General features: G+C 70.7%; 12 protein-coding genes. 6 read left to right on the forward strand and 6 right to left on the reverse strand.

Annotation, left to right across the window (positions count from 1 at the left end; all coding sequences use genetic code 11):
* The first annotated feature begins 31 nt into the window (after nucleotides 1–31).
* From ppc to ABD951_RS02925, 5 genes are all read left to right on the forward strand, one after another.
* A complete protein-coding gene (gene ppc / locus ABD951_RS02905; protein WP_345341937.1) occupies nucleotides 32–2,824 on the forward strand; it encodes a phosphoenolpyruvate carboxylase in 2,793 nt (930 codons plus the stop codon).
* A gap of 121 nt (nucleotides 2,825–2,945) precedes the next feature.
* Nucleotides 2,946–3,572, forward strand: a complete 627-nt coding sequence (locus tag ABD951_RS02910) for a hypothetical protein (protein ID WP_345341939.1) — start codon at nucleotides 2,946–2,948, stop codon at nucleotides 3,570–3,572.
* Nucleotides 3,569–3,742 carry a hypothetical protein gene (locus ABD951_RS02915; protein ID WP_345341941.1) on the forward strand — a complete coding sequence of 58 codons (174 nt, stop codon included), beginning with the start codon at nucleotides 3,569–3,571 and terminating at the stop codon, nucleotides 3,740–3,742. Before ABD951_RS02910 ends, ABD951_RS02915 begins: the two co-directional genes overlap by 4 nt.
* The gene (locus tag ABD951_RS02920; RefSeq protein ID WP_345341943.1) at nucleotides 3,739–3,987 is read left to right on the forward strand and encodes a hypothetical protein; all 249 of its coding nucleotides are present in this window, start codon (nucleotides 3,739–3,741) and stop codon (nucleotides 3,985–3,987) included. The genes ABD951_RS02915 and ABD951_RS02920 overlap by 4 nt, the downstream gene beginning before the upstream one ends.
* 67 nt (nucleotides 3,988–4,054) lie before the next feature.
* A complete protein-coding gene (locus ABD951_RS02925) occupies nucleotides 4,055–4,219 on the forward strand; it encodes a hypothetical protein (protein ID WP_345341945.1) in 165 nt (54 codons plus the stop codon).
* Nucleotides 4,220–4,223: 4 nt separating this feature from the next.
* Here ABD951_RS02925 and pgl read toward each other — a convergent pair whose 3' ends face one another.
* From pgl to tkt, 5 genes are all read right to left on the reverse strand, one after another.
* Nucleotides 4,224–4,970, reverse strand: coding sequence for a 6-phosphogluconolactonase (gene pgl, locus ABD951_RS02930; RefSeq protein ID WP_345341947.1), 747 nt, complete (start codon nucleotides 4,968–4,970; stop codon nucleotides 4,224–4,226).
* Between the two features lie 72 nt (nucleotides 4,971–5,042).
* Nucleotides 5,043–5,951, reverse strand: a complete 909-nt coding sequence (opcA, locus tag ABD951_RS02935; RefSeq protein WP_345341949.1) for a glucose-6-phosphate dehydrogenase assembly protein OpcA — start codon at nucleotides 5,949–5,951, stop codon at nucleotides 5,043–5,045.
* Nucleotides 5,948–7,492, reverse strand: coding sequence for a glucose-6-phosphate dehydrogenase (zwf, locus tag ABD951_RS02940; RefSeq protein WP_345341951.1), 1,545 nt, complete (start codon nucleotides 7,490–7,492; stop codon nucleotides 5,948–5,950). Before zwf ends, opcA begins: the two co-directional genes overlap by 4 nt.
* Before the next feature lie 4 nt (nucleotides 7,493–7,496).
* Nucleotides 7,497–8,609 (reverse strand): transaldolase, encoded by a 1,113-nt coding sequence (gene tal / locus ABD951_RS02945; RefSeq protein WP_345341953.1) that lies wholly within the window; start codon nucleotides 8,607–8,609, stop codon nucleotides 7,497–7,499.
* Between the two features lie 5 nt (nucleotides 8,610–8,614).
* On the reverse strand, nucleotides 8,615–10,717 hold the full coding sequence (tkt, locus tag ABD951_RS02950) for a transketolase (RefSeq protein ID WP_345341955.1): 2,103 nt from the start codon (nucleotides 10,715–10,717) through the stop codon (nucleotides 8,615–8,617).
* A gap of 395 nt (nucleotides 10,718–11,112) precedes the next feature.
* On the opposite strand from tkt, the gene ABD951_RS02955 reads away from it, so the two are divergent.
* Nucleotides 11,113–12,084 carry a heme o synthase gene (locus ABD951_RS02955; protein ID WP_425569762.1) on the forward strand — a complete coding sequence of 324 codons (972 nt, stop codon included), beginning with the start codon at nucleotides 11,113–11,115 and terminating at the stop codon, nucleotides 12,082–12,084.
* A gap of 22 nt (nucleotides 12,085–12,106) precedes the next feature.
* Here ABD951_RS02955 and ABD951_RS02960 read toward each other — a convergent pair whose 3' ends face one another.
* Nucleotides 12,107–12,373 carry a hypothetical protein gene (locus ABD951_RS02960; protein WP_345341959.1) on the reverse strand — a complete coding sequence of 89 codons (267 nt, stop codon included), beginning with the start codon at nucleotides 12,371–12,373 and terminating at the stop codon, nucleotides 12,107–12,109.
* Nucleotides 12,374–12,590 lie beyond the last annotated feature (217 nt).

The raw sequence follows: 12,590 nt of genomic DNA on the forward strand, positions 1-12,590 counted from the left end.
GTCGGTACGTGGTACCGGCGATACTGAGGCGATGACGACGCCACACTCGTCCGGTGACCCGTCGGCACAGGCCCGGGCGGCCACCGAACCGCTGCGCGACGACATCCGGCTGCTCGGCGGGATGCTCGGGCAGACCGTCCGGGAACAGGCCGGCGACGACGTGTTCGAGCTCGTCGAACGGGCCCGGGTCGAGTCGTTCCGGGTCCGGCGCTCCGAGGTCGACCGGGCCGAACTCGCCGCGATGTTCGCCGGCATCCCGGTGGACCGGGCGATCCCGGTGATCCGCGCGTTCAGTCACTTCGCCCTGCTCGCGAACCTCGCGGAGGACCTGCACCGCGAGCGGCGGCGGGCGATCCACGTCCGGGCCGGGGAACCGCCACAGGACAGCAGCCTCGCCGCGACGTACGCGAAATTCGATGCCGCGCAGCTGGACCCGGAGGTCGTCGCGCAGGCGCTCGAGGGGGCGCAGGTCGTTCCGGTGATCACCGCCCACCCCACCGAGACGCGTCGCCGCACCGTGTTCGAGACGCAGACCCGGATCACCGAGCTGATGCGGCTGCGCGCTCGCACCGACCTCGACGCGACCGAGACCGGCGAGGTGGAGGCCGCACTGCGGCGCCAGATCCTCACCCTGTGGCAGACCGCGCTGATCCGGCTGTCCCGCCTGCGGATCCAGGACGAGATCGAGGTCGGGCTGCGGTACTACGACGCGGCGCTGTTCGAGGTGGTACCGCGGATCAACGCGTCGCTCCGCCGCGAGTTGCGGCGGCGATGGCCGGACGCCGACCTGTTGCCAGAGCCGATGCTGCGGACGGGGTCGTGGATCGGCGGGGACCGGGACGGCAACCCCTACGTCACCGCCGACGTGGTGCGCCGGGCCACCCGCCGGGCCGCGGCCACCGCGCTCGACCGGCACCTGCACGACCTTCACGCGCTCGAGCAGGAACTGGCGATGTCGGCGCGGCTCGTCACGGTGTCCCCGGACCTCGACGCGCTCGCCGACGCCTCGGGAGACGAGGCGCCGTCCCGGATCGACGAACCGTATCGGCGGGCGCTGCGCGGCATGCGGGCCCGGTTGACGGAGACCGCGATCGCGGTCCTCGGCGCCGACCTCGCCCGCACCTCGTCGGCCGCCCTCGCCGACTCCGGGCTCGCGCCCTACCCGGGCCCGGCGGAACTGCTCGCGGACCTCGCCGTCCTCGACTCCTCCCTGCGCGGACACGGCGACGCCGTCCTCGCCGATGCCCGGCTGGCGACGATCCGGGAGTCGGTGGAGGCGTTCGGATTCCATCTCGCCGGCCTGGACCTGCGACAGAACTCGGAGGTGCACGAGGAGGTGATCGCGGAGCTGTTCGCCTGGGCCGGGGTGCATCCCGACTACGCGGCGCTCGCCGAGCCGGAGCGGGTCGCGCTGCTCGCCGCCGAACTGCGCACCCGACGCCCGCTCACCCGTCCGGGTGCCGTATTCGGCGAACGGACCACGGCGGAGCTGGCGATCCTGACCGCCGCCGCCGACGCGGCCGCCGACCTCGGGCCGGACGCGATTCCGAACTACGTCATCAGCATGTGCACCTCGGTCAGCGACCTGCTCGAAGCCGCCGTCCTGCTCAAGGAGGTCGGCCTGCTGATGCCCGGCGAACCGGACCGTGGAGCCCCGAACGTGGTGCCGCTCTTCGAAACCATCGAGGATCTGCGCGGGGGAGCGGCCACGCTGCGGGCCGCGCTCGCCGTCCCCGAGTACCGGGACCTCGTCGACGCGCGCGGCGGTCTGCAGGAGGTCATGCTCGGCTACTCCGACTCGAACAAGGACGGGGGCTACCTCGCCGCCAACTGGGCCCTGTACCGCGCCGAACTCGACCTCGTCGACGCCGCCCGCGAGACCGGAATCCGGCTGCGGTTCTTCCACGGTCGCGGTGGCACGGTCGGCCGCGGCGGCGGACCCAGCTACGAGGCGATCCTCGCCCAGCCGCCCGGAGCGGTCGCCGGGTCGCTGCGGATCACCGAGCAGGGTGAGGTGATCGCCGCCAAGTACGCGCAGCCCGCGATCGCGCACCGCAATCTCGAGACGCTGCTCGCCGCGACACTGGAGACGACCCTGCTCGACGTCGAGGGTCTCGGCGCCGACGCCGACGCGGCGTACACGCTGCTCGACGACCTGTCCGAACGGGCGCGTGTCGCGTACGCCGAACTCGTCCACGACACACCGGGTTTCGTCGAGTACTTCACCACGTCGACACCGGTCGCGGAGATCGGCGCCCTGAACATCGGGTCCCGTCCCGCGTCCCGCAAACCCACCCGGTCGATCGCGGATCTGCGCGCGATCCCGTGGGTGCTGTCCTGGAGCCAGTCCCGGGTGATGCTGCCCGGGTGGTACGGCACCGGCGCCGCGTTGGAGTCCTGGGTGGCCGGTGACGCCGACCGGCTGGCCCGGCTGACCGACCTGTACCGGCGCTGGCCGTTCTTCCGGACCGTGCTCTCGAACATGGCGATGGTGATGGCGAAGTCCGACCTCGGGCTCGCGGCCCGCTACGCCGACCTCGTGCCCGATGTCGCGTTGCGGGAGCGGGTGTTCGGGATGATCTCCGCCGAACACGCCCGCACCGTCGCGATGTACCGGGCGATCACCGGCAACGACTCGCTGGTCGCCGACAACCCCGCGCTGGAACGCTCCGTCTACAACCGCTTCCCGTATCTCGAACCGCTGAACCACCTGCAGGTCGAGCTGCTCCGGCGGTACCGGGCCGGCGACGACAGCGTTCCGGTGCGCCGCGGTATCCAACTCACGATGAACGGGCTCGCGACCGCGCTGCGCAACAGCGGGTAGGGCGCCGGCCGGGTTCCGGGGCGTGCCGGGTCGGTGACGTCGACGTGTCTCGATTCATGTTTACGTTCGGTGTCAATGTGTAATACTCGCGCGGTCCCGTAGCGAGCAGAGAGGCCCATCGTTGACCGACAGCGCCCAAGCGGCGCTCGCGATGCTTCGTGACGCGAGCCTGTTCAAGTGGTACGTCATCCCGCTGTTGTTGCTGGTGATCTACGTCTATTCCGTCGAGGTCGAACGGCGGAACTGGAACGTCCTGTTCGCCGGGCTCGCGCTGTGGGCGATGGACTGGTTCAACGAGATCTGGAACGCCCTGGTGTTCCAGTTCACCGACCGTGCCCCGGTCTGGGCCGCGATCGGGCCCACCGCGTACCAGATCCTGATCGGCCTGAACATCGAGATCTGCTTCATGTTCGCCGTCATGGGCATCGCGGCGGCGAAGATGCTGCCGCCGCGGGAGACGCGCATCCTCGGCCTGCCGAACCGGCCGGTTCTCGTCGCGGTCAACTCGGCCGCGGCGGTGGGCGTGGAGGTGCTGCTCAACAAGGCCGGCGTGCTGACGTGGGAATGGTCGTGGTGGCAGCCGGGTTTCCCCTACCTGATCTGGCTGATCGGTTACGTTCCGTTCTTCGCGGTCTGCTTCTGGGTCCACGATCTGCCGACCGTGCGCGCCAAGGCCGTGACGGTGGGCGCGATCCTGGGGGTCGACGCCGCGGCACTCGTCGTCTTCGGCGCACTGGGGTGGGTGTGACGCGCAGTCGTGCGGTCGGACGGACCGCGGTCGTCACCGTCGCCGCGCTGGTGTTCGCCGGAATGACAAGGCGTTCCGCGACCTCCGCCGAACCCGGTTGCGGGCTGGTGGGCACCGTCGGCACCCCGGAGGTCGGGTCGACGAATCCGCCGCCGGACTGGAGTCGTTGACACCGGCTGCCGCCGTCGACCCGACCGATCAGGGCCACTTCCGGACCACCACCGAGTCGTTCAACCGGCGCTGGACCTTCGCCACCCGGGACGGTCAGGTGGCGAGCCTGGACGCCCAGCCGGTCCCGGTGCGCGAGTTCGTCCGGAGCATGCTGGGTGGACGCCGCTTCACCGACACCGCCGTGACCGTCACGGACACCGGGTTCCACATCGCCCTGTGGAACCTCACCCCGTCCCGAGCCTGACGGGAACCGGCGGCGGCGGCCGTGCGTCCTACCCTCCGAGAGCAGTTGACGGGGAAGGAGTCTCGCGATGACCCAGTGCACCGGAACGCCCGACTGGCGCGGCGGCCTGCGCACCCTCGCGCGGCCGCGGGCGACGCTCCGCAGTCACGCGCTGGTGCACGGCAGCCGGGTGGATCCGGCGCCGCGGGAGCCTAACCCGCGCACCGCGGGCGACGACGGGCCGGGCGCCTGAGCGATCAGTCCGGCAGGCGCGACGCCGCGGCCCGGTCCAGGAACCACACGGTCTCCTCGGTGCCCAGCGCGCCCGCCGCAGGCACATCGAGCGGGTTCGCGCCCCCGATCGCCGCCGCGACGGCCTCCGCCTTGTCGGCACCGGCGACGAGCAGCCACACCCGCCGGGCCCGGCGGATCGCGGGCAGTGTCAACGTGACCCGTTCGGCGGGAGGTTTGGGGGAGTCGGTGACCCCGACGACGAACCGGGTGTCCTCCCGCACCGCGTCGGTGTCGGGGAACAGCGAATTGACGTGTCCCTCACCGCCCATGCCGAGCAGGTGGACGTCGAACTCCGGGATCGGACCGCCGTCCGCGTGCGCAGCGAGCAGGTGTTCGTAGGCGTGTGCCGCCGCATCCGGATCGCCCGCGTAGGCGCCGTCGCCGTACGGCATCGGGTGCAGCCGGGCCGGGTTCACCGGGACGTGGTCGAGCAGCGCCTCGTGGGCCTGCACCTCGTTGCGGTCCGGGTGGCCGGCCGGAACGAAACGTTCGTCGCCCCAGAAGATGTCGACCTTCGACCAGTCGATCGCACCCGAATCCGCGCGCAGGGTGCGGAGCAGCCCGATCCCGTTCCCGCCGCCCGTGAGGACGATCGACGCCGAGTCGCGGTCTCTCTGGGCCGCGACGATCACGTCGATGATCTGTCGGGCCGCTGCCGTGGTGAGGGCCTCGGCGTCGTCGTACGTCTGCACGGACACGGAATCAGTCATGGCCCCACCCTATGTGCTGGTGTTCGTCCGGAGGAGGACCGTTGCCGTGTCGAAGGATCGGGGAGGTCGACGTCACTCGTAGACGACGCGGTCGAGCCCGGCCAGTGCCGCCTCGTAGGTCTCGTCGGGGTCGAGACGACGCAGGTCCTCCGCCAGGCAGTCGCGGGTCTCCCGGCGTGCCAGCGACACCAGAGCGTCCGGTGCGCCGGACCGGCTCAGGGTCGCGGTCTTGCCGGTCTGTGGCCGGCTCAACGAGATCGACTCCGTCTCCCGGTGCAGGTCGATCCGCAGTTCCCCGGCACGGCGCCGTACCGGACCGTCGATTCGGCTCGCCAGCCAGCCGGCGATCAGGTCCACCGCGGGCTCGGTGGCCAGCCCGGACACCGTCGCCGACAACAGCTTCTCGTGCGGCGGCTGATCCATCGCCGACGTCAGCAGCGCCCGCCACGGGGTCGCGCGAGCCCAGGACAGATCGGTGTCGCCGGCGGTGTAGGACTGCAGCCGCGACTTGATCGTCGCGGCCGGGTCGGGAGCGCCGGTCGCGTCGGTGATCCGCCGGATCGCCAACCGCCCCAGCGGATTCTGGGCCGGAACCGCGGGAGGCTTGTCCGGCCACCACGCCACCACGGGGGTGTCCGGCAGCAGGAACGGGATCACCACACTGTCCTCGTGGCCGGCCAGCTCGCCGTACAGGCGCAGCACCACAACCTCGGAGGCGCCGGCGTCCCCGCCGACCCGGATCTGCGCGTCGAGCCTGGACTCGCGGTCGCGGCCACCACGGGTGACGACGATGACGCGACACGGGTGTTCGCGGCTCGCCTCGTTCGCGGCCTCGATCACCGACTCGGCGTTCTCGTCGTCGTCGGTGCTCACCACCAGCGTCAGCACCCGGCCCAGGATCACCGCGCCGCCGGTTTCCCGGAGCTGCACGAGGCGCTTGTTGACGGCGCCGGTCGTGGTGGCGGGAATGTCGATGATCACGGTCGCCTCCATTCGCGTCCGGTGCGGCGCAGCATCTCGTGCGCCGACTGCGGACCCCACGTGCCCGCCTCGTAGGGGTCGGGCCGACCGCCGGCCGCCCAGTGGTCGAGCACCGGATCGAGGATCCGCCAGGACAACTCGACCTCGGCGTTCACCGGGAACAGCGACGGCTCACCCAGCAGGACGTCCAGGATCAGCCGCTCGTACGCCTCGGGGGAGGACTCGGTGAAGGCCTGGCCGTAACTGAAGTCCATGTTGACGTCGCGGACCTCCATCGACGAGCCCGGCACCTTGGAGCCGAACCGCATCGTGACGCCCTCGTCCGGCTGCACCCGGATCACCAGTGCGTTCTGACCGAGCTCCTCGGTCATGGTCTGGTCGAACGGCAGATGCGGGGCCCGCTTGAACACGACCGCGATCTCGGTCACCCGGCGGCCCAGTCGTTTTCCGGTGCGCAGGTAGAACGGCACCCCGGCCCAGCGGCGGGTGTCGACCTCGAGCGTGATCGCCGCGAACGTCTCGGTCGTCGAGTCCTTCGAGAAGCCCTCCTCGTCGAGCAGGCCGACGACCTTCTGTCCGCCCTGCCAGCCGCCCGCGTACTGGCCGCGGGCGGTGGTCTCGTCCAGCGGTGCGGCGAGCCTGGTCGCGGAGAGCACCTTGATCTTCTCCGCCTGCAACGCGGACGGCTCGAAGCTGACCGGCTCCTCCATCGCCGTGAACGCGAGCAGCTGCAGCAGGTGGTTCTGGATGACGTCGCGGGCCGCGCCGATCCCGTCGTAGTAGCCGGCCCGGCCGCCGAGCCCGATGTCCTCGGCCATCGTGATCTGCACGTGGTCGACGTAGTGGGCGTTCCAGATCGGGTCGAACAGCTGGTTCGCGAACCGCAGCGCCAGGATGTTCTGCACCGTCTCCTTGCCGAGGTAGTGGTCGATGCGGAACACCGCGTCCTCGGGGAACACGGTGTTCACGACCGCGTTCAGCTCCTTGGCGGACTCGAGGTCGTGGCCGAACGGCTTCTCGATCACCACCCGCCGCCACTGGCCGTCCACCGGCTTCGCGAGCCCCGACCGGGACAGCTGCTCGCACACCGTCGGGAACGCGGCCGGTGGGATCGCCAGGTAGAAGGCGTGATTGCCGCTGGTGCCGCGTTCGGCGTCGAGCGCGGTCAACGTGCGGGTCAGCGAGTCGAACGCCGCGTCGTCGTCGAACGAGCCCTGCACGAAGCGGATTCCGTCGGCGAGCCGATCCCACACCTCCTCACGGAACTCGGTGCGGGCGTGCTCGCGGACGGCGTCGTGGACCACCTTGCCGAAGTCCTCGTCCGCCCAGTCCCGCCGGGCGAACCCGACGAGCGCGAAACCGGGGGGCAGCAGCCCCCGGTTCGCCAGGTCGTACACCGCCGGCATCAGCTTCTTGCGCGCCAGGTCGCCGGTGACCCCGAAGATCACCAGGGAGCACGGGCCCGCGATTCGCGGCAGTCTCTTGTCTCGCTCGTCGCGGAGAGGATTGACCCACTGCGACGCGGTGCCCGTGCTCCCCATCGATCTAGGACGCCGCGGTGAGGGACGCGGCCGTGGCCTCGAGCAGCTCGTTCCAGGAGACCTCGAACTTGTCGACACCCTCGGTCTCGAGCGTGTCGAAGACGTCGGTGAGGTCGACGCCCGCGGCGGCGACCGCGTCGAAGACCTCCTGCGACGCGGCGGCGGTCCCGGTGATCGCGTCGCCGGTGACGGTGCCGTGGTCGGCGACCGCGTCGAGCGTCTTCTCCGGCATCGTGTTCACCGTGTTCGCGGCGACGAGCTCGGTGACGTACAGCGTGTCCGGGTACTCGGGGTTCTTCACGCCCGTGGACGCCCACAACGGACGCTGCACGCGCGCACCGGACTTCGCGAGTTCCGCGAACCGGTCACCGGACTCGAACACCTCCTGGTAGGCGGCGTACGCGAGGCGGGCGTTGGCGACACCGGCCTTGCCGCGCAGCGCGAGCGCGGCGTCGGTGCCGATCTTCTCCAACCGGGCGTCGATCTCGGTGTCGACCCGGGACACGAAGAACGAGGCGACCGAGTGGATCCTCGCCAGGTCGTGACCGGCGGCCTTCGCGGCCTCGAGCCCGGCCAGGTATGCGTCGATGACCGCCTTGTGCCGCTCCACCGAGAAGATCAGCGTCACGTTGACGCTGATGCCCTCCGCGATCACCCGGGTGATCGCGGGCAGGCCCGCGAGGGTCGCCGGGATCTTGATCAGCAGGTTCGGCCGGTCGACGATCTTCCACAGCTCGATCGCCTGCGCGACCGTGCCCTCGGTGTCGTGCGCCAGGCGCGGGTCGACCTCGATGGAGACCCGGCCGTCGACGCCGCCGCTCGCCTCGTACTGCGGGGTCAGCAGGTCGCACGCGTCGCGGACGTCGTCGGTGGTCAGCGCGCGCACCGTGTCGTCGACGTTCGCGCCGCGGCCGGCCAGCTCGTGCAGCTGATCGTGGTACTCCGGGCCCTTCAGCGCGGCCTGGAAGATCGACGGGTTCGTGGTGACACCGACCACCGACTTCTCGGCGACGAGCTGGGCGAGGTTGCCCGACTCGAGGCGTGCGCGGGACAGGTCGTCGAGCCACACCGACACACCGGCGGCCGACAGTGCTGCGAGATTCTGGTTCTGTGCCATGACGATCAGCCCTTCACTCGATCGAGGGTGCGGCGAGCCGCGGCGGTCACGGCCTCGGCCGTGAACCCGAACTCGCGGAACAGCGTCTTGTGGTCGGCGGACGCGCCGAAGTGCTCGATCGAGACGGCCTCACCGGCGTCGCCGAGCAGACGCCACCACGGCATCGCGATCCCGGCCTCGACGGACACGCGGGCGCGGCACGCCGGCGGCAGCACCTCGTCGCGGTACGCCTGGTCCTGCTGGTTGAACCAGTCCATGCACGGGACGGACACCACGCGGGTGCCGATGCCGTCGGCCTCGAGCGCCTTGCGGGCGTCCACGGCCAGGTGCAGTTCCGAACCGGACGCGAGCAGGATCACCTGCGGGGTGCCGGTCGAGGAGTCCTCGAGGACGTACGCGCCACGCTTGACACCCTCGGCGGCACGCTGCGCGGTGCCCTCGAGCACCGGGATGTCCTGACGGGTCAGGGCCAGCGCGGTCGGGCCGGTCGTGTTCTCCAGCGCGTACCGCCACGCCTGCGCGGTCTCGTTGGCGTCACCGGGGCGCACCACCGACAGGTTCGGGATGGCGCGCAGCGCCGCGAGGTGCTCGATCGGCTGGTGCGTCGGGCCGTCCTCGCCGAGACCGATCGAGTCGTGCGTCCACACGTAGATCGCCGGCGTGCCCATCAGCGCCGCCAACCGCACGGCCGGACGCATGTAGTCGCTGAACACCATGAAGGTGCCGCCGTACGGCCGGGTCGGGCCGTGCAGCGTGATGCCGTTGAGGATCGAGCCCATCGCGTGCTCGCGGATGCCGAAGTGCAGGGTGCGGCCGTACGGCTGCGCGGTCCAGTCCTTCGTCGAGATCGACGGCGGGCCGAACGAGTCGGAGCCGTCGATGGTGGTGTTGTTGCTGCCTGCCAGGTCGGCGGAACCGCCCCACAGCTCCGGCAGGAGCGGGCCGAGCGCGTTGAGGACCTTGCCCGAGGCCTTGCGGGTCGCGGCGCCCTTGGCGTCCGGCTCCCACGTCGGCAGCGCGTCCGTCCAGCCCTCCGGGAACTCGCCCGCGTGCAGCCGGTCGAACAGGGCCTTGCGCTCCGGTTCGCGCGCGGCCCAGGCGTCGAACTCGGCCTGCCACGCGGTGTGCGCCGCGGCGCCGCGGCCGACGACCTCCCGGGCGTGCGCCAGCGCCGCCGGATCGACGTCGAAGCTCTTCTCCGGGTCGAAGCCGAGCGCCCGCTTCACGCCGGCGACCTCGTCGGCGCCGAGCGCGGCACCGTGCACGTCGCCGGTGTTCATCTTCGTCGGGGCGGGGTAGCCGATGATCGTGCGCAGGACGATGATCGACGGCTTGTCGGTCACGGCCTTCGCCGCCTCGACCGCGTCCAGGATCGCCGAGACGTTCTCGCCGCCCTCGACCCGCTGGACGTGCCAGCCGTACGCCTCGTAGCGCGCCGCGACGTCCTCGCCGAACGCGATGTGGGTGTCGTGCTCGATCGAGATCTCGTTGTCGTCGTAGAAGACGATCAGGTTGCCGAGCTGCTGCACGCCCGCGATCGACGAGGCCTCGGAGGTCACGCCCTCCTGCAGGTCACCGTCGGAGGCGATCACGTACACGTGGTGGTCGAACGGGCTCGTGCCGGCCGGGGCGTCCGGGTCGAACAGGCCGCGCTCCCGCCGCGCCGCCATCGCCATGCCGACCGCGGACGCCAGACCCTGGCCGAGCGGACCGGTGGTGATCTCGACGCCGGTGGTGTGCCCGTGCTCGGGGTGACCCGGGGTCAGCGACCCCCACGTGCGCAGCGACTCGAGGTCGGACAATTCGAGGCCGTATCCCGACAGGTACAGCTGCAGGTACAGCGTCAGGCTGGTGTGGCCACAGGAGAGCACGAAGCGGTCCCGGCCGACCCACTCGGCGTCCGACGGATCGTGACGCATCACACGCTGGAACAGGGTGTAGGCGAGCGGCGCCAGGCTCATCGCGGTGCCGGGGTGGCCGTTGCCGACCTTCTGCACGGCGTCGGCGGCGAGGACACGAGCGGTGTCGACCGCCTTCGTGTCCAGCTCGGTCCAGTCGGTGGGATGCACCGGCTGGGTGAGGACGCGGATCTCGTCTGTGATCGACACGAGCTTCTAGTCTCCTAAGTGGTGAACGGCGACACTGCGGGCGGCGGGACTGAGGGACGGCCGGGGTGCGGCGAACGCCGACGTCGGCTCCGACACACAAGCGTAGTGCCGACACAACACTAGTGCTCGGGTGCATGCAGGTCGATCCGGGTGTCCGCCCAGTAGACGCCTGGTCGGGGCGGTCCGGCGGAGGGTGTCCGTTTCGGGTGACTCGACCCCGCCGGTTCGGCTCTGCCGGACGGGCCGTCTACCATCGGGTGTAGTAGCTCGGGTCCCCGGTCACGGGTGGACGGCCGGAGCGGTTGACGTTCGCGCGGCCCACAGCCCATGAAGGCCGAGCCGAGAAGCCGGGCCCCACAGGCGGCGCCCGAGAAGTAGGAGAAACGGTGCGGATAGTGGAGCGTGGCGGACACGGTCTCGCTGGTGCCCCCGATGCCACCCCCTCGAACGGATCGGACACCGTCTGGGGTCTGATCTCCGGGAAGGTCCTCGCCTACCTGGCCCTGACGAAGCCCCGGGTCATCGAGCTCCTGCTGGTCGCGACGATCCCGGCGATGCTCCTGGCCGACCGCGGGACGATCGACTTCCCGCTGATCCTCGCCACGCTGTTCGGCGGCTGGATGGGCGCGGCCAGCGCCAACACCCTCAACTGCGTGGTCGACGCCGACATCGACAAGGTGATGAAGCGCACCGCCCGCCGCCCACTGGCCCGGATGGCGGTCCCGACCTCCCACGCCCTGGTGTTCGGCCTGGTGCTCGGCACCGCGTCGTTCGTCTGGCTGTGGTGGGCCGCGAACCTTCTCGCGGGCCTGCTCGTGCTCGCCACGATCGCGTTCTACGTGTTCGTGTACACGATGGTCCTCAAGCGCCGGACCTGGCAGAACGTGATCTGGGGCGGCGCGGCGGGCTGCATGCCGGTGCTCGTCGGCTGGGCCGCGGTGACCGGGACGATCAGCTGGGAACCGATCGTGCTGTTCCTGGTGATCTTCTTCTGGACGCCGCCGCACACCTGGGCGCTCGCGATGCGGTACAAGGAGGACTACAAGGCGGCCGGCGTGCCGATGCTTCCGGTGATCGCGACCGAGGAGCGCGTCACCAAGCAGATCCTCGTCTACACCTGGCTGACCGTGCTCGCGACGCTGGCGCTGGTCCCCGCCGCCGGCGTGATCTACGCGGCCGTCGCGCTCGTCGCCGGCGCCTGGTTCCTGCTGATGGCCCACCAGCTGTACGCCGGCGTCCGCAAGGGCGCGTCCGTCAAGCCGCTGCGCCTGTTCCTGCAGTCGAACAACTACCTCGCGGTCGTGTTCTGCGGCCTCGCCGTCGACTCCGTCCTCGGCTGGGACACGATCGCCTCGTTGCTGAGCTGACCGCGGTTCCGCGTCCCCCCGATCAGGGCCGGTGGCGCAGCGTGTCCTTGGCGAAGTAGCCGCCGACGAAGACCAGCAGCGTGGCCGTCGAGCCCGTGAGGGTCGCCACTGACGACGGCGTGAACGCCGTGGGTGCGAGCGAGGCGACGAGGGTCCAGACGACGACCGCCAGCGCGCTCGCCGCAGACGACCACGCCACCTTCGGTGAGATGGACGCGGCCGCCGTGTCGGGATCGATCGACTTCCGTCTCGACCGCTTCTTCTTCTGACTCACGATCGCGCTGGTCATGACGAGTTCACTCCTGATTCGCTGCGAGGCCCGGAGGGTTCCCGGGTGAGAACCACTCTCGCGGCCCGGCCGGCGATCGGGAACCACCCCAGGGGTGACTGTCGGCCACCCCCCGGCCGGTCTCGCCGCGGACCGCGTCCGAGTCGGCGCGTCTCCACACCCCTCACTTTTTTGAGAGGGTTCATTGACAATGGCTTTCCCGTGGCCGAATGTTGGC

This window comes from Rhodococcus olei (assembly GCF_039540555.1).
Taxonomy (GTDB): Bacteria; Actinomycetota; Actinomycetes; order Mycobacteriales; family Mycobacteriaceae; genus Rhodococcus_G; species Rhodococcus_G olei.